The sequence below is a fragment of the Streptomyces sp. NPDC058279 genome, assembly GCF_042881255.1.
In the GTDB taxonomy this organism is placed as follows: domain Bacteria; phylum Actinomycetota; class Actinomycetes; order Streptomycetales; family Streptomycetaceae; genus Streptomyces.
This window is the reverse complement of sequence record NZ_JBHVYA010000026.1, coordinates 40,026-55,625: the sequence shown is the minus strand read 5'-3', so window position 1 is coordinate 55,625 and position 15,600 is coordinate 40,026. Positions and strand designations below refer to the sequence as shown.

The window sequence follows — 15,600 nt, the reverse complement described above, 5'->3', positions numbered from 1 at the left end:
CTACGCAGCACTCCCAAGAGCCCTTCTCTTCACATTCCGACACCTTCAGGGGCGGGTGGCCCAGAACGGGTGGCGGCCGAGGAGGAGTTGGGGGCCGGGTAAGAGCGGTCCGTGATGGCGTCCGTGATGGCGTCGGTGATTCGGGAGCGGATCGGTGTTCGTGAGGCTGTCTCCAGACAGGCAGTGTCGAGGGCCGGAGCGGGACGGCCCGGGTAGGCGAACCGCTCCGGCGTAGCTCTAACGGCTCACACACCACAAAGACACCATCGGTTCCCCACGCCCACCCGGACAGCTTTTGCCGCACCCGGGGCCCAGAAGACGCAGCGCGCAGCGGGGAGCTGTGCCGCTATCGGCCGTGCACCTCACGGACCCACCGACACCAGCCCTCATCGGGCCCGGCACGGGCCCCCAAGGGGGCGCCCTTCCACCGAACCACGGGTACCGGCACGGTGGAGGGCGGCCGGTAGTCCCCCCGATTTGGGTGATCACCCGCTTCGGAAACGAGGGGGTGCCCCCCCGGGCCGCAGCCGTTGACAACCCACAACGCCCGTTGCCGTGTGCTGCTGCCCGGGTCCCTCGAAACCAGTGACGAAGCCAAGGGATGGGAGCCGGTCCAGCGGGGCGCGTCGAGTAGACACGGATCCAGGGGCCTGGTGCGCTCGACCCGGCGCAGGACGCGCCTCGACTCCGGGCCCCCGGAACAGGCCATGCGGTGTGGCCTGTGCGCAGCGTGGCGGTGATGCGGCGGGTGTTGTGTCCGGGGAGGTTGTGGACGGGTGATGCAGGTCTCGGCTGAGGGATCTCGAACGGGTGAGGGCCCCTCCGGGTTCGTGTGGAGTGCGACCTCTACACCGATCGGAAAGGCCCTCGCGGCACACCGTAACCCGGCCCTGACCGAGACCGGACGGCTGCGCCTTGCCGCGCTGCGTGATCGAGGACGGCCGGCCGCTGCGCCGGGCCGCCGAACGCTTCCAGGCCTCACCCACCACCGGCGAGCGGTGGGCCGCCCGTTACCGCGCCTTCGGCGAGGCAGCCATGAGCGACCGGGGTCCTTGCGCCCGCACCACAGTCCCCGACCGCACCGCGCCCCGCCCCGCCCGCCGACAGGACTGAAGAGGTGGTGGCCCGGGTCACCGATCCGGCCCAACCGTCGTAACCGGCTCCCTGCCTCTGCTGTTTGAAGGGTCGCACGTGCCGTTCTCCCCACGGCGGGTCCACCTTCACTAGGAGATTTTGATGTCGCGTATCGCAAAGGCCGTAGCGGTCACCGCCTCAGCCGCCGCCATCCTCGCCGGCGGCGCCGGCCTGGCGGCCGCGGACGCCACCGCCGAGGGCGCTGCCATCGGCTCCCCCGGCGTCCTGTCCGGCAACGTCGTCCAGGTACCCATCCACATCCCGATCAACATCTGCGGCAACACCGTCAACGTCGTCGGTGCTCTCAACCCGGCCTTCGGCAACGTCTGCATCAACAAGAGCGGCGATGACAAGGAAGACCACTACAAGGCCGAGCACCACCACATGGACCAGCACGGCGAGTACTGAGCACCACAGGCCCCGGGCCTGCCGAGCCACAGTGCCAAAGCCGACAGAGCACGCGATCCTCTAAACCAGCCGCACAGCACAGAGGCGGGCGACCGGTTGGTCGCCCGCCTCTTGCACGCCTGGCCGGCTATGGGCAAGCCCCGCAACCCGCGGTGGCGCCCGTACGGCCGGCTCACCGGACGCCGCCCGCCGGGGCGGCCGCCATCGTGGAGCCGGTACGGCGGCGGGTCAGCTCGGTGCAGCGGATTCCGACCGCCGGGATGCCACTCCATCACCGGCCCGACCTCCCGCCCGTGCTCCCGCCACCAGCCCACGGGGACGACTCTCGCCGCGGTCGTGCCGCTTGCACGCGCACGCTTCCCCCGGGCCCGCGTACGCCACCGCGTGGCGCTCCACACCGACCGACCCCACCGAGGCGGCGCCCCGCAGGCCAGCCGGCCAGGCCAGGGTGAGGCGCAGACCACCCGAGCCCGACCGGAACCGCTCGATCACCCGCACCTCCCCCAGCACCGCCAACGGACCGGTACCAGGCGCGGTCATCCGGCGCAGCGACGCCCCGAACTCCCCGGCCGCCAGCTCGGCCACCGTGTCGGCGTCCGTGTCGGTGGACCAGCCGGACAACACGTCCTCCCCCGCCGGGTCGTCGGCCAGGGTCAGCCACGGGTCATCGAGCCGCAACCGATGCGTGGCGCCCTCGGGGCCGGCCAGCACCAGCGAGGCGACCGTCGGCCCCGTGGGAATCCCGATCTTGTCGTGGGCCAGCAGCCAGGCGACCACCCGGGAGCGGTCGAACTGCGGGTGCACGTCCGTGCCGGCCACCGGGTCGGGGAAGTCGTCATGCCGGCGGCGCCAGTTCACCACCGCCGCCCGGCCCACCCGGGCGATCCGCGCCACCTCCGCCAGGAACACCCGGTCGCCCCCGGGGTGATGGGAGTGAGGGCGGCGAGCGGGGAACGACGGCCCGCCGCGACGGTCCGCACCGCCCGCCAGTCCACCGAGGGCCGGACCACCTCCAAGAGCGCGATGTCGCGGGCGTCGTACAGGGGGACCGTGGTCACCCCGCCGTGGTGTTTGTAGTCCACCTCCACCGAGGCGACCGGGGACAGCCAGCCCAGGCGCACCACCTGGTCGAAGTCCGTTCGGCGGACGCCGAGGCGTACCGCGGCCTGGTCCGGGCCCAGCGGCACGTGGCGGTCGAGGAGGGCGGGCAGGTCCCGGCGGCGCGCCAGGGCGGCCACCTGGTCCGGGTGGACGTCGGGGAACTCGACGTCCCCGCCGAGGTAGACCAGGAGACCAGCTTTGACGAGGCGGCCGACCGCCGAGGCCCTCACCCTCGGCCGGAGGATCGGGAGCGGCACCCCCAGGGCCTCGGTCAGCCGGTCCGCCGCCCACCCCGCACCCACCGGGCCGCGCAGCGCCGCACGCACCGCCTCGGGGTCGGCGGCCTCCACCACCGCTCGCGACCACAGGCGGGTACCGGCGTCCGCCGGCGGGACCAGACCGCAGCCGGTCGCCCACCGCCAGGCCGCCACCGGAACCCGCAACCGGCCCGCAGCCGCGTACTCGTCGTACTCCTCACGCACCGACCACCCCATGAAACGCACCCCAATCGCACATCGACCGGCCCGACGATCGGGACGCGCCGGAAACATGCCGAAAAATCCCGCTTGTTGTCAATAGCCATGATTCCGGGGCAAGTTGGGAGCACACCGCACAAGCCGCCTACGCGTACGCGAGGGAAAAAATTCACCCCTGCGGGCGAGCCCGGGGCCGGCCCCCGACACACGACAGCGCGGGGCCGCCACCAGGTGGTGGCGACCCGCGCTGGGGCCGTCGGAGGCGCCCGCTCAGCCGGGCCGCAGGACGACGGTCGAGGCCGTCGGCCGGCTCAGAGCGTGTTCACTGAGGCTGCGGGTTCGACAGGTTGTTGACCAGGTCGGAGAGGGCCCCCGGGTCACCCGTCTTCACGAGGTGGCGGTTCGATGACGCGTGACCGCCACCGCTGTCCCCGTCCGTGCCGTCGGCGCCGAAGCCGAGCGATGAGCTGCCTTGCCCGATGGCGCCCTTGTTTGCGCCGGGGGTGTCGTCGGCTGAGGCTGGAACGGCGGCCAGGAGCAGGGCCGCGACAGCGAGTGTGGAGGAAGCGAGAATCTTCATGCCCGGCCAACGAGGAGACCGGCAGCAGGGTGCGCCGGTCAGCCGGCCGCAGCGGCCGGACCCTCCCCGAACCGCGGGACGTCGTCCACGGTCACGTCCAGGCGCAGCCGTTTGAAGCGGAGCGGGTGGCGCCAGACGCCGCCCCGGTCGATCGCCCGGTCGGCGCTGATCTCGGCCACCAGGTCGGGGCGGACCAGGCGCACGTCCAGGACGTCACGGGACCCCCACGTCGCGGCGAACGTGACACACTCCCACGGGTGTCCTGGGTCGGCGGCCGTCAGGTGCCCGGCAACCAGGCGGGCGGCCTCCGTGCGCAGCGGGACGGTGCGGCCGACCGCGCGCAGCCTGCCGTCCTGGTCGTGGCGGCCCAGGACGAGGAGCTGCGGGCGGGTGAGGGTGCCGGTGGTGGCGCCGATGATCGCCTCGGTGGTGTCCCGGCGACGAACCTTGGTCCACGCCCCCCTGTGACCGGGCGTGTAGCGGCTGGTCTGGGGCTTGACCACGATGCCTTCGACGCCGGACACGTCCGTCCACGACTCCAGCCATTCGCGGGCCTCGGCCGCATCCGTCGTCATCGGACACAGGGTCCAGGGGGCTGTCAGGGCGTGGTCGGCGAACAGGGCCTCCAAGCGGGCACGGCGCTCCACATACGGCAGGTGCAGCAGCTCCCGGCCGTCGATCTGCAAGACGTCGAACACCACGAAAAAGGCCGGCATCCTCGCGGCCAGCGCGGGAGCGCTGCGGGTGCGGGCGGCGGCCCGACGCTGCAACCCCTCGAACGACAGGGCGCCCGCCTCGGCGTCCCACACGAGCAGTTCGCCGTCCAGGACCAGGCCGGCGGGGAGCTGCGCCTGGGCGGCCGCGACGAGATCGGGGAACGCGCCCTGGACCAGGGCGCCGCGGCGGGTCTGGAGCAGCACCCGCCCACCCGGCCCGGCCGGAGTGAACACCAGCACCCGATAACCGTCGAACTTCTGCTCATACGCCACCCCGGAAGCGAGCGGACGCACGGGCGGCATCACCTCGGCGGCCTGCGCCAACATCGGCTCCACCGGCGGCCTGAGCACCACGTCCCTACACCTCCTCGCCCTCACCCCTCCTCCAGGGTGGGCCCGCCGACAGGCCGCCCGGCGGACATCCGGCCGCCCCTCACCCGTCGAGGGCAACGGCAGACCGCCCGCTTTCAGCTACAGCACGTGTCTTGGTAGTTACTTTCGGTATATGCCGGTTGCATGGTGTGGTTGCGGAAGCGGCCTTGATCTCAGGCTGCCGCTGGGGGCGCCCGAGCGTCCTCAGCTCTCCCGACAACAGGCAGGAGTCCACGTGGCCACTGATGAAGCATTCCCGGAGGAAGCAGAAGCAGCCCCTGAACACCGGCTGGGTCATGACCACGCGGTCCCGACCGCGCAGGACATGGAGCGCGCCGAGCACGCCCGCAAGGAACTGGCCGCCCGCGGGGCCGATGTCAGGCCCACCACGCACTGGTGGGGCTTCCAGCTTCACCTCAACGCCGAGGCCGCCGACAAGGCCGCGGACATCAGCGAACTGATCGGCGAGGTCGCCGGCGGCATCCTGCCGGCGCCCTTCAACAAGATCGTGGAGGCCTACTGCAAGATCAAGGCCGCTGTGATCAAGGCCGTGTCCGCCGGCTACGGCTGCCGGCTCGTCTCGCCGTGGTTCGCGCCGGGCATGCTCATCCCGGTCAGCAAGGCGCCCGACAAGGACACCAGCCTGTGGTGGACGGTCTTCCAGGAAGGCAAGGGCTGGAGTCAGGACGAGCGGTTCCCCGCCCACGCCAGTCAGGACAACCCGGCCCTGGCGGTCTTCGACAACAAACTGTGGGCCATCCACCGCGGCGGCGGTTCCGACAAGAGCCTGTGGGAGACCTACTACACCCCCGGACAGGGCTGGAGTACCGACCGCTCCTTCCCCCGCCACGCCAGTGACGCGGGCCCCGCCGCAGCCGTGTACGGCGACATGCTGCACTGCGTCCACAAAGGCAACGGCGACACCAACCTGTGGGGCACCGGCAGGAGGGCCGGAACGGACTGGCTCCCCGACGCGACATTCCCCCGCCACGCCACCAGCACGGGACCGGCCCTGGCCACCTTCCAAGGCCGGCTCTACTGCGTCCACCGCGGCTCGGGCAGCGATGCCAACCTCTGGTACACCTCCATCGGGCAGGACGGCCGGGGCTGGAACAACGATCAGGCGATCCCGGGAGCAGCTACCTCCTCCAACCCGGCCCTGGCCGTCTACAACAACAAGCTGTACTGCGTCCACCGCGGCAACGGCGACGCGAGCATGTGGTACACGACCTTCGACGGCAGCAGCTGGAGCCGGGACACCCTCATCCCGAACGTGGCGACCGTCGCCGGACCGGCCGTAGCCGTCTTCAAGGGCAAGCTGTACGTCGTCCACCGCGGCAATCACGACCAGAGCCTTTGGTGGACGACGTTCAACGGCAGCAGCTGGAGCCGGGACACCGAATTTCCCCAACACGCCAGCGGCGCCGGACCCGCCCTCATCGTCTACCGCGACCCATACGGCACCGAAGACCAGCTGATGTGCGTCCACCGCGGCTTCGGCACCAAAAGCAACCCCGACAACGCCAGCGACACCCCCGACATCACCACCGAGAGCGCCACCAGCTGACCACCGCACAACCCCCAGCACGAAAGCAGGCGCCCGAAACCCAAAACCGGGCCTCGGGCGCCCGCAACAGCTCTTCGACTGCCGGCTCCACCGCTGCGATCACACCCCAGACATCGACCAGATCTCCCGACGCCGGGCCGTACCGTCCGCGCCCTGAACAGCTCTGACCGAGCGTCGTAACGGGACGTCGCCGCGCCACACGAACCGGCCGACACCGCCGGCTCCCGCTTCGGCCGGCTTGAACGACAAGGCGCCCGCCTCGGCGTCCCCCACGAGCAGCTCGCCGTCCAGGACCAGACCGGCCGGGAGCTGCGCCTCACCAGCCGCCACAAGATCGGGAAACGCACCCTGGACCAAGGCGCCGCAGCGGGTCTGCAGCAGCACCCGCCCACCCGGCCCCGCCGGAGTGAACACCAGCACCCGATAACCGTCGAACTTCTGCCCATACGCCACCCCCGAAGCGAGCGGACGCACAGGCGGCATCACCTCGGCAGCCCGCGCCAACATCGGCTCCACCGGCGGACGCAACACCATCCCCGATGCCTTCCTCACCCTCGACGCCGGCGCCAGCCTGACCCGCGCCCATACACACGGCCCGGCGAGAACGCCGGACGGCGGAACCCGACGAACCCGAGCCGCTGTGACTGAGCGCGTCAGTTGGCCGGTCTGGCCAACTGGCGCGCTCAGTCACAGGTCGCGGTTCAGGGAGAGGCGTTAGATGACCTGCACCTCCTCCGCCTGCATGCCCTTCTGCCCGCGGGTAGCGATGAACGAGACTTGCTGGCCTTCCTTCAGGGACTTGAATCCGTCCGACTGGATGGCCTTGAAGTGCACGAAGAGGTCATCGCCACTCTGCGGCGTGATGAAGCCGAAGCCCTTCTCGTCGTTGAACCACTTCACGGTTCCGGTCTGCCGATCGCTCATGTCCACCCCAAGGGGACTCCTGACGGCCTTGTGCCGTCGGACTGATCTTGGTGCACAAGCGTGGAGCGCAAACACAAGAGCGAAGATCGGCAGATTCCCGCAGGGCGATCGCGGGCGAAAAGCAATCGTGTGGAGCAGAGAACGGGCCAACTGGCGCGCTCAGTCACAGCCGCTCGACGAGCAGGGGAGCAGAGCTGGTGCGACTGAGCGCCACAGTTGGCCAGTCTGGCCAGCTGCGGCGCTCAGATTTTCGGTACGCCTTCGACGCGCTCGTTCCAGGCGTCCGGGGCCAGCTGAGCTGGTACTTCGGGGCTGGAACGGAGTCAGTGCGAGCGGGGGGCATACATGGTCACGGCCATTCCGGCGAGGCAGACCAGGGCGCCGATGACGTCGTAGCGGTCGGGTCGGTAGCCGTCGGCGACCATGCCCCAGGCGATCGACCCGGCCACGAAGATGCCGCCGTACGCGGCGAGGATGCGCCCGAAGTTGTCGTCGGACTGGAAGGTGGCCACCACGCCGTACAGGCCCAGCGCGATGATTCGCCGCCGTCGGCGAGCATCACCGCCAGGTCGGTAGCGATCCGTCCCGGATCATGGCCGGTCCCGCGCGGCCGAAGCGGCCTGAGCGCGGCGGAGTAAGCGGCAGTCAGCCCGGTGGCGTCAGCGAGATCGGCCAGCAACCGTGCCCCGGCATGCCCGACCACCCCCGAACCATCGGCGCTGACGTGGACCTTGGGACGCAACCCGATAGCCTGCACGTAGAAAGTGCCCTCCGCCTGGACCGACAGAACCCCTCAGCAAGGTTCATCGTTCCAGGTCAGGAAGGCACTTTCGCGTTTCCGCCCCACAGTCAGCCGTACCCAAGTGAAACGGCGAGGCTAGGCCGCCTTGCTCCTGTTGGAGCGGCCGTCAGCGCGATCAAGGAAGACGGCTGGCCCCAGCTTGTTCCGGCAGCGGCCGTGTCCCTCACAGGTCGTGTCGCTTTACACAGAGGCTGAGCCTCGACGTTGTGTCGCGTGGCGGCGAGCCATCGTGCTGCTTGCGCCTTCCTGCTACCGCCGATCGGCCCTGAAAGCACCGTCCCCAATCCGGGAACGCCGAGCGGATTGCTTCAGGTCACCAGGGTGGTCCCCACAAGTTTCCGTAGGTGCCTTGCCCGAGCTCGCCGCCACACGATCTCCTTCGAGGTCGTCTGACGCTACGAGAGCCAGCCCGCTCGGGCGGCCAGGACGCCGGCCTCGAAGCGGCTGCGCGCCTCCAGAAGGGCCATCAGGTTGGACACCGTGCGCCGGACTGTTCGGAGCGAGATGCCCAACTTCTTGCTGATCGCCTCGTCCGTGTGGCCGCTTGCCAGGAGGTACATGAGCTCGCGCTCCCGGCGACTGAGGCCGGCGCTGTCGGGCCCATCCTGTTCATACCAGGCGACCCCGGCGTCCCAGAACCGCTCGAAGAGCACGTGGAGCGCCTCGACGACTCCGCGGCTGCGCACTTCCAGGGCACCCTGCCTGCCGTCCTCGGGGTCGAGGGGTACGAGAGCCACCTCCCGGTCGACGATGACCATCAGCATGGGGAGGCTCGGTACAGTGCGCGTCTCACCGCCCAGGGTGGACAACCATTGGACGTAATCCCGTGTGCTCGAGTCGTTCCGGAAACTATCCTGGTAGATCGTGCGCAGAGAAACGCCGCGCTCCAGAGCCATTTGATCGAGCGGTTTACTCGAGTTCATCACGTCGGGACGCTGGGCGCCGCCGGGGAAGAAGGAAAGGCATTCCGTACGGGCGGTCGCCGCGAGCTGCTCCAGGCGGAGCCGGACGGCCTCCAGGCCGAAGAGCTGCTGCACGATCTCCGGCGCGTGCCGCTGCTGACCGTGCCGCGCAATGAGTGACGCAACGGCGGTCCGGGCGGACTCCAACTGGTACTGTCTCGCGCTGAGTTCGAGCTCAATTCGGCTGAGGAGGACACCCAGGCCGACTTCCGGACTCACCGTGAGGAACTGCTCATCGCTCTCACCTTGACGGAGGAGGCGCAGGTCGGCGAGTTCGTCGAGCCCGTTGCGGACACTCTCTTCCTGAAAGCCCAGTAGGGCAGCCATCTGCCCTACTCCCAAGTCGGGCCGCTCCAGCAACAACCGGTAAACTGCCTCGACATCAGGTTCAAGGCCGAGTATCTGCAGCACCAGCCATTCCTCTCCAAGATTTTCCGTACGCCGCCTGTCAGCTCGCAACAGGGTGCCGCTTCCGGCCTCCAGAACTGTTGCTTCGAGATGTCGGATTACTGGTCAGTAACGCTATCACCTCAACACAGAAGCATACTTTCCGCTTTGCTGGATGTCCGCTGCCATCAAGACGTCATAGCAGCGACTCGGCGACGGCGGCGCGATACCCGCCCTCGACCCCCACATCCGACACCAGCCACCCCTCGACGGGACGCGGAAGACTCCAACTCCCCACGTAGGGAAGCTTGATGCCGTGAGCCAGGCCAGTTCCCATGCCCTTGAGACATGCCTCCTTGCGGGTCCAGCAACGCAGGAAGGCGTCGGTCCGTTCTGCCTCCGGCAGAACGGCCAGCTCGACCTGCTCCAAGGGATGGAGAGAGCTGTGAAGTTCGTCACTTGTCTCACGCGCGGGCATCGCTTCGATGTCCACGCCGACCGGACTGCGCGCGAAGGCGTACAGGGACAGGTCGTCACTGTGCGACAAAGAGAAGTGCAGATTGGAACCGTGCAGTGTCGGCCGCCCGTCAGGCTGGCCGCAGCGCGGACACGGTCGGCGGACGATTGCCACTTCGGCGGGATCCTGCCCGAGATAGGCGCCGACGAGCTGGCGCAGCACCACGTGGGCGACGGTGAAGCGGTGCCGGTCAGTCTCGCGCACGAACTGCGCCCGCCGCCGGGCCTCCTCCGGGGAGAGCAGGGCCAGGACTGCCGGGCCGACGTGATACTCGTCGGCGCGCGCCAACCACAGGTGCGGTGGGCGGCCCGCCTCCGGGAGGTCGAGCCCTGTGGGCGGGAGGCCCTCCCCAATGGGGCGGGGAATCATGGTGGCCAGCACGGAGTAGGACATGTCGCCTTCGCTTCGCTTGCCTCAGGCTGTCCCGTGGGCGGCCGGGACCAGGTCGGCGGACCTGCCTCGGATGTCCGCGAAGGCCGTGATCCGCCCGGACACGTCCTCCAGCGGCAGTCTGTTGCGGATCGCCGCCGGGTCCGGCGTGCCGATATCCAGGGAACCGAGCAGCCGCTCCCCCGGCGCCAGGCCGAGGAGTTCACTGACGGCGGCGCTGCGCGCCAGGGCGCCGGTCCGCCAGATGCTGCCGTAACCGCGTGCGTGCAGCAGCAGCATCAGCGAGTACGACATGCAGGTGGCGGCGGCCAGCTGCTCCCACTCCGGAATCCTGCCCTCGCGCGGGGAGAAGACGAGGCCGGCGACCAGCGGCGCCCGGCGCACCTTGGCCCGGATCCGCTCCGCCTCCACCCCACGGGCGTCCGCCTCCTCAGCCAGGCTGTCTCCCAGGACGTCACGGTCGTTGCCTCGGAGCAGCACCCAGCGCCAGGGGCGCAGCCGTCCGTGGTCGGGCGCGGTGCTCGCGCCGCGCAGCAGGTAGGTGAACTCCTCGTCGCTGGGTGCCGGGTTGTACAGCGTCTGCTCGCTGCGTCGGGTCAGTACCGCCGTCATCACGTCCACGGGGGAATCCCTTCCTGGGTCGGTCACAAGGCTCAGTGGCGGATCTCGAGGGTGCAGCACTTCACGCTGCCGCCACCCTTGAGCAGTTCGGACAAGTCCATGCCGATGGGGTGGAAGCCGCGGGCGCGCAGCTGCTCGGCGAGGCCGCTCGCGGCCTCCGGGAGGACGACGTTCAGGCCGTCGGAAACCGCGTTCAGGCCGAAGACGGCCGCGTCCTCGGCGGACACCTCGAGCGCGTCCGGGAACAGCGTCCGCAGCACCTCGAGGCTGCTCCGCGAGAACGCCTCGGGGTTGTACATGATCTCTTCGCCGTCGAGGACGGCGAGTGCCGTGTCGAGGTGGTAGTAACGCGGGTCGATCAGTTCGAGGCTGATGACGGGGCGGCCGAAGACGGACTGCGCCTCACGGTGGCTGCGCGCGTCGCTGCGGAAGCCGTAGCCGGCCAGGACGAACCGGCCGGTGACGAGGAAGTCCCCCTCACCTTCGTTGACGTACTCCGGGTCGTGGCTCTCGGTGAAGCCGTTGGCCCGGAACCACTCCAGGTAAGCGGGGCCCTCAGGGCGGCGCTCCTCGTTGCGGAAGCTCGCACCGAGCACACGTCCGTCGACGACGGTGGCACCGTTGGCCGCGTACACCATGTCGGGCAGGCCGGGCACAGGGTCGATCAGGTCGACGGTGTGGCCGAGCTCCAGGTAGAGCTCACGCAGCCGCTCCCACTGGAGGACGGCGAGCTCGGTGTCGACCGGCTTGGCCGGGTCCATCCACGGGTTGATGGCGTAGACGACCTCGAAGTGGGTCGGCTTACACATCAGGTAGTGCCGACGGCGCTGGACGCGGGTCTTCGCGGCGGGAGCGGTCGTGTCGAAGGACATGTGAATCCCAGGGTGTGAGCGCCACGGGGTGGTGGCGGACATTAGCGATGGACGTGTGCTGCGTGCTGCGGTCGGGCGGGCGCGTAGTGGACCAGTTCGACCAGAAGCTCGGCCGGCTCGGGCTGGTAGAGGAAGGTGACGCTCATGCCCGGCCGGGCGCCCCGGCACGGCTCGGCGTCGAGGGCGAGGAATCCGGCGCGGCGCAGTCTGGCAGTCTCCTCGGCGAGGTCGTCCACGACGAAGGCGAGGTGGTAAAGACCCGGACCCGTACCGGCCAGCCGACCGTCGACGGCCGAGCCGGCGCGGGTCGGGGAGACGAGCTCGACGGCGGTGCCCGCCCGGTCGCCAGGCAGCTGCCAGAACTCACAGGCCACTCCGTAGGCGTCGGCCTCGCCGTGGTCCGTCAGGATCAGGCCGAGCGCGGTTAGCTGGGCACCGGCCCCGGCCGGGTCTGCGGTCGCGAGGCCGACGTGGTCAACGCCGAGAATCACAGCCGCGCTCCTTCCGCCCCTATGGCGGCCTCAGCGCGCATGGGTGCCGGAGGTCGCGCTGAGGTACTGCGTGATCTCATCGGCCAATCCGCCGACGGTTTCAAGCTTCATGTACGAGCGCAGGTCGAGCTGCACTCCGTAGGTCTGTTCGACTGCGGCGAGGAGCCGCATGGCGGCGAGGCTTCCCCAGCGGCCGAGGCCGATGAACCGCGTGTCCGCAGCGATGTCGTCCACAGGGTGCTGGGACACACGTGCCACGAGGGGTCGCAGGGTGCTCATCACGTCAGACATTCCAGTGCCTCCTTGGCGACCAGGGTGATCCAGTCGGGGGTCAGGGTGGGGAGTCGGTCGAGCCGGACCTCGTAGCGGACCGTTTCGTCGGCGACATCGGATACGACGTCGGCGGCTTCGTTCAAGCGGGTGAAGCCTGCGGAGGGGTAGAGCGTGGCGGCGGGCGCGTTGCGCGCGGTCGGGCGGAAGCGCGCTTCCAGGACACCCGCCGCAGCCTCGCGGGCAGCGTCGACGACGTACTGGAGCACGGCCCTCTCGACGCCGCGCGACAACACCCGGCAGCTGAGCACCAGATTCCGCACGGTCCAGCGATCCGGTCCGCAGTCCAGCCAGACGCCGCCGACCACGCCCTCGGCACCGTAGCCGTCGGCTGCCTCGACCGCGAGGACGAGGTGGTCGGGTGACTGAGCAAGCCGCCGGGTGAGGGCCTCGCCGTGCGCGCGGCCGGTCATGTTGAACTGGTTCGTGCGCTGCTCGAGCTGGACGAGCCGAGGCAGGGTGAACTCGTCGGCGGCGCCGACCGTCACCCGGATGCCGAGCGCCCGCAGATAGTCCTCGGCGGTGGCGTGGGTGGTGCTGAGTCGGTGCCGTTCGCGGCGGCCGCGGTACAGCGCGGTGCGCTCGGCATCGGTGGCGGTGGCACCGAGCTGCGCGAAGCGGGCGCCGTCGAGGACCTTCTCCGAGTGGCACGCGGGGTCGCCCTCCAGCCGCACGACATCGACCTGCGGCAGGGAGTCCGCCACCATGCCGCACTCGAACGGGCTGTCGTCAGCGAAGACGAAGGCGTCAAGCCCCAGGTTCAACTCCTGGGCCAAGGCGGCGACGTGCAGGTCTTTGCGCTGCCAGTCAGCGACCACGGCGACAAAGTCGTCCGGGCGGAGCACCATGTCCGGGTGGCCTGCCAGGACCTCGTCGACCAGGGTCTTCTCGTTCTTGCTGCACACCGCGAGGAGCACGCCCTGCCGGCGCAGAGCCAGGGCCCGGCGCTGCAGGTCGGTGTAGCAGTCGCCGGGGTAGAGCGTGCCCAGCTCGATGCCGGCCGGGCCGTCGTCGCCCACGACCCCGCCCCACAGGGTGTTGTCGAGGTCGAGGACCAGGACCTTACGACCGAGGCCGGCCACGGCCCGGCAGAAGGTCACGGCCTCGCGGACGTAAGCCAGTTCGGCGGCGGGCGTCCACGCCTTCCGGCCGAAGCGGTACTGCCGTTCGTCGCGCACCGGCCCGGGGGCGTCGGTGAGCAGCGCCTCCAGATCGACGGTGTAGACCCCGTCTCGGGTCTCGCCCGCGTCGAGGAGCGCGATGTTGGCCTCGCGCCAGATCCGGCCGAGGGCCGCACCGCCGCGGAAGCTGATGACGCTCCTGCGGTCCGGCCGGGGCAGCGGCACGGTGTGTAACAGGACGGCCGAGCCGGTGCGGGCGGCGAAGGCGGCCGCGGCCGCCGTGTGCGCCTCGACACGGCCCCGTACGGCAGTGTGGACGCCCTCCAGGTCGGACGGGTCCCAGTCGCGCGGGAGCAACGCCCCGGCGTCCTGCAGGCACAGCGTCACCTGGGGGGCGAACTCTGTGAGGGCGGAGCCGGGATCGGTCAGCTGGACGCCGAGCTGGTCGTACGGGCAGAGGTGGAGCTCCACGTCGACGCCGGCGGCCAGCAGCGCCGCCCTCAGCATCGGCACGACGTCGTCGGCGGTGAAGGTGGCGACGACGGCCACCCGCAAAGTGGTGGTGCGGGCGGCGGGCGACCCGGACAGCCGGGCCGCCATGATCCCGTCGAGGAGCAGGCCAGCCTCGTGGAGGAGCAGGGCGTCGTCGACGGCGCCGAGATCCTCCGCGAGTGCCGGGTCGGTCGCCTCGGGCGAGGCGTGCAGGGCGTGGATCCGGTCGATCAGCTCGGTCCCCGGCAGAGCCACCGCGGTGGGCAGCGATCCGGTCACGACGCGTCGGCCGTCCACTCGGGCTGCTCCAGGATCTCGACGACTGCGCAGGCGTAGGTGAATCCCATGCCGATGCCGCACAGCGCCACCCGGTCGCCGGGGCTGACCTGCCCGGTCTCCAGGAGGTGCGTAAGTCCGGCGATCTGGTCGGCGGCGCCGATGTGCCCGACCCGACGACCCCACTCGTAGGTGGTGCGGTCGTCTTCGATGCCGAACATGGCCCGGAAGTCGACGTCGTCGAGAGTGCGGCCCACGTTGGTGAGCACCCAGCAGTCGATGTCCCGGGGGGTGAGCCCGGCGTCCGCGAGGGCGACCGACACGCTCTCCTGCTGACGCTCGGTGAGCGACTGGACGATCTTCAGGAGGAGTTCGCCGTTCTCCAGGAGGTACTCGTCGCGGCGGGACCGCAGGTCGACCGGTCCGTCGCTGTCGTTCGCGGCCTCCTCGAAGGGCTTGTTGCCGAGGTACACGGCGCCGTAGGTGCCGTCGCTGATGACGGCCGTGGACAGCAGTCGGGCCACGCCGCCCTGGCGGGAGAGCACTAGCCCGGTGCCGCCGTCGCCGAAAACCACTCCCTTGTCAGAGCGGTAGCGGTCGAAGCCAGGGAGGGTGAAAATGTCGCTTGTGGTGAGCAGGGCGGCGGAGGTCTTGGACCGGGTGGTCAGATAGGCCGCCGCGATCTCCAGGGCGGCCAGGCCGCCGTTGGAGTACTGCTTGACCTCCACGGCGGCGGCGCGGCCGCCGATGGTGCGCCCCTGGACGTAGGAGGCCGGGGCGAAGTGGTCGAGGCCCTGGTTGTTGCAGCTGGAGTGGACGACCAGGTCGATGTCCTCGGGCGCGACGGTGCTGCGGGCCATGGTGACGTCGGCGGCCTTCACCGCGAGGTCGACGGCGGGTCCGCCGTCGACCACGCTGATGGACAGATAGCCGTCGGCCTCGGCCTCGGCCTGGTCGTAGCGTCCCTCGGCCACGGCGGCCGAGATCTCCTCGCGGCGGCCCAGGACGGTTCCGCAGGCGTTGAGATATATTCCGTTCCACCGCATCGTGTGCGGTCTCCT

Annotated in this window: 16 protein-coding genes and 3 pseudogenes; 3 read left to right on the top strand and 16 right to left on the bottom strand. The window is 70.1% G+C overall.

Annotated elements, in window-relative coordinates; genetic code table 11:
• Positions 1–830 precede the first annotated feature (830 nt).
• Both ACFVXJ_RS29935 and ACFVXJ_RS29930 read left to right on the top strand, forming a co-directional pair.
• A pseudogene (locus tag ACFVXJ_RS29935) lies at positions 831–1,127 on the top strand (helix-turn-helix domain-containing protein); the annotation flags it as partial.
• 109 nt (positions 1,128–1,236) lie between these two features.
• On the top strand, positions 1,237–1,542 hold the full coding sequence (locus tag ACFVXJ_RS29930; RefSeq protein WP_389666437.1) for a chaplin: 306 nt from the start codon (positions 1,237–1,239) through the stop codon (positions 1,540–1,542).
• A 228-nt stretch (positions 1,543–1,770) separates the two neighbouring features.
• Here the strand turns inward: ACFVXJ_RS29930 and ACFVXJ_RS29925 are convergent, their stop codons facing one another.
• From ACFVXJ_RS29925 to ACFVXJ_RS29910, 4 genes are all read right to left on the bottom strand, one after another.
• Positions 1,771–2,451: a hypothetical protein gene (locus ACFVXJ_RS29925; RefSeq protein ID WP_389666435.1), complete on the bottom strand. Its 681-nt coding sequence runs from the start codon at positions 2,449–2,451 to the stop codon at positions 1,771–1,773.
• Positions 2,397–3,137, bottom strand: a complete 741-nt coding sequence (locus ACFVXJ_RS29920) for a hypothetical protein (RefSeq protein WP_389666434.1) — start codon at positions 3,135–3,137, stop codon at positions 2,397–2,399. The genes ACFVXJ_RS29925 and ACFVXJ_RS29920 overlap by 55 nt, the downstream gene beginning before the upstream one ends.
• Before the next feature lie 304 nt (positions 3,138–3,441).
• A complete protein-coding gene (locus ACFVXJ_RS29915) occupies positions 3,442–3,699 on the bottom strand; it encodes a hypothetical protein (protein ID WP_355414658.1) in 258 nt (85 codons plus the stop codon).
• 38 nt (positions 3,700–3,737) lie between these two features.
• Positions 3,738–4,769 carry an RNA ligase family protein gene (locus ACFVXJ_RS29910; protein ID WP_389666432.1) on the bottom strand — a complete coding sequence of 344 codons (1,032 nt, stop codon included), beginning with the start codon at positions 4,767–4,769 and terminating at the stop codon, positions 3,738–3,740.
• 253 nt (positions 4,770–5,022) lie between these two features.
• Here ACFVXJ_RS29910 and ACFVXJ_RS29905 point away from each other — a divergent pair, with 253 nt between their 5' ends.
• Complete coding sequence (locus tag ACFVXJ_RS29905) at positions 5,023–6,354, top strand: hypothetical protein (RefSeq protein ID WP_389666430.1); 1,332 nt, start codon at positions 5,023–5,025, stop codon at positions 6,352–6,354.
• Positions 6,355–6,453: 99 nt separating this feature from the next.
• Here ACFVXJ_RS29905 and ACFVXJ_RS29900 read toward each other — a convergent pair whose 3' ends face one another.
• The 12 genes and pseudogenes from ACFVXJ_RS29900 to ACFVXJ_RS29845 all read right to left on the bottom strand — a co-directional run bounded on the left by ACFVXJ_RS29900 (position 6,454) and on the right by ACFVXJ_RS29845 (position 15,585).
• The gene (locus ACFVXJ_RS29900) at positions 6,454–6,888 is read right to left on the bottom strand and encodes a hypothetical protein (RefSeq protein ID WP_389666428.1); all 435 of its coding nucleotides are present in this window, start codon (positions 6,886–6,888) and stop codon (positions 6,454–6,456) included.
• Between the two features lie 180 nt (positions 6,889–7,068).
• Positions 7,069–7,278: a cold-shock protein gene (locus ACFVXJ_RS29895; protein ID WP_389666475.1), complete on the bottom strand. Its 210-nt coding sequence runs from the start codon at positions 7,276–7,278 to the stop codon at positions 7,069–7,071.
• Between the two features lie 323 nt (positions 7,279–7,601).
• A pseudogene (locus ACFVXJ_RS29890) lies at positions 7,602–7,817 on the bottom strand (YnfA family protein); the annotation flags it as partial.
• Positions 7,814–8,065 (bottom strand): annotated as a pseudogene (locus ACFVXJ_RS29885) (IS1380 family transposase); the annotation flags it as partial. The pseudogenes ACFVXJ_RS29885 and ACFVXJ_RS29890, both read right to left, overlap by 4 nt.
• Before the next feature lie 410 nt (positions 8,066–8,475).
• Positions 8,476–9,453, bottom strand: a complete 978-nt coding sequence (locus tag ACFVXJ_RS29880; RefSeq protein WP_389666426.1) for a LuxR C-terminal-related transcriptional regulator — start codon at positions 9,451–9,453, stop codon at positions 8,476–8,478.
• 172 nt (positions 9,454–9,625) lie between these two features.
• Entirely contained in the window at positions 9,626–10,339 is a 714-nt protein-coding gene (locus ACFVXJ_RS29875; protein ID WP_389666424.1) for a 4'-phosphopantetheinyl transferase family protein, read from the bottom strand.
• 21 nt (positions 10,340–10,360) lie between these two features.
• A complete protein-coding gene (locus ACFVXJ_RS29870) occupies positions 10,361–10,948 on the bottom strand; it encodes a nitroreductase (RefSeq protein WP_389666473.1) in 588 nt (195 codons plus the stop codon).
• Between the two features lie 41 nt (positions 10,949–10,989).
• Positions 10,990–11,829, bottom strand: a complete 840-nt coding sequence (ddaH, locus tag ACFVXJ_RS29865) for a dimethylargininase (protein WP_389666423.1) — start codon at positions 11,827–11,829, stop codon at positions 10,990–10,992.
• Positions 11,830–11,870: 41 nt separating this feature from the next.
• Positions 11,871–12,320 carry a VOC family protein gene (locus tag ACFVXJ_RS29860; protein ID WP_389666422.1) on the bottom strand — a complete coding sequence of 150 codons (450 nt, stop codon included), beginning with the start codon at positions 12,318–12,320 and terminating at the stop codon, positions 11,871–11,873.
• Positions 12,321–12,350: 30 nt separating this feature from the next.
• Positions 12,351–12,611 (bottom strand): acyl carrier protein, encoded by a 261-nt coding sequence (locus tag ACFVXJ_RS29855; RefSeq protein ID WP_389666421.1) that lies wholly within the window; start codon positions 12,609–12,611, stop codon positions 12,351–12,353.
• A complete protein-coding gene (locus ACFVXJ_RS29850) occupies positions 12,599–14,560 on the bottom strand; it encodes an HAD-IIIC family phosphatase (RefSeq protein WP_389666419.1) in 1,962 nt (653 codons plus the stop codon). The genes ACFVXJ_RS29855 and ACFVXJ_RS29850 overlap by 13 nt, the downstream gene beginning before the upstream one ends.
• Positions 14,539–15,585 carry a ketoacyl-ACP synthase III family protein gene (locus ACFVXJ_RS29845; protein ID WP_389666417.1) on the bottom strand — a complete coding sequence of 349 codons (1,047 nt, stop codon included), beginning with the start codon at positions 15,583–15,585 and terminating at the stop codon, positions 14,539–14,541. The genes ACFVXJ_RS29850 and ACFVXJ_RS29845 overlap by 22 nt, the downstream gene beginning before the upstream one ends.
• Between the last annotated feature and the right edge of the window lie 15 nt (positions 15,586–15,600).

Coding starts and splice junctions, on each gene's coding strand:
- ACFVXJ_RS29930 (WP_389666437.1), top strand. CDS start 1,237: ATGTCGCGTATCGCAAAGGCCGTAGCGGTCACCGCCTCAGCCGCCGCC.
- ACFVXJ_RS29920 (WP_389666434.1), bottom strand. CDS start 3,137: ATGGGGTGGTCGGTGCGTGAGGAGTACGACGAGTACGCGGCTGCGGGC.
- ACFVXJ_RS29915 (WP_355414658.1), bottom strand. CDS start 3,699: ATGAAGATTCTCGCTTCCTCCACACTCGCTGTCGCGGCCCTGCTCCTG.
- ACFVXJ_RS29900 (WP_389666428.1), bottom strand. CDS start 6,888: ATGGTGTTGCGTCCGCCGGTGGAGCCGATGTTGGCGCGGGCTGCCGAG.
- ACFVXJ_RS29895 (WP_389666475.1), bottom strand. CDS start 7,278: ATGAGCGATCGGCAGACCGGAACCGTGAAGTGGTTCAACGACGAGAAG.
- ACFVXJ_RS29875 (WP_389666424.1), bottom strand. CDS start 10,339: ATGTCCTACTCCGTGCTGGCCACCATGATTCCCCGCCCCATTGGGGAG.
- ACFVXJ_RS29870 (WP_389666473.1), bottom strand. CDS start 10,948: ATGACGGCGGTACTGACCCGACGCAGCGAGCAGACGCTGTACAACCCG.
- ddaH (WP_389666423.1), bottom strand. CDS start 11,829: ATGTCCTTCGACACGACCGCTCCCGCCGCGAAGACCCGCGTCCAGCGC.
- ACFVXJ_RS29855 (WP_389666421.1), bottom strand. CDS start 12,611: ATGTCTGACGTGATGAGCACCCTGCGACCCCTCGTGGCACGTGTGTCC.
- ACFVXJ_RS29845 (WP_389666417.1), bottom strand. CDS start 15,585: ATGCGGTGGAACGGAATATATCTCAACGCCTGCGGAACCGTCCTGGGC.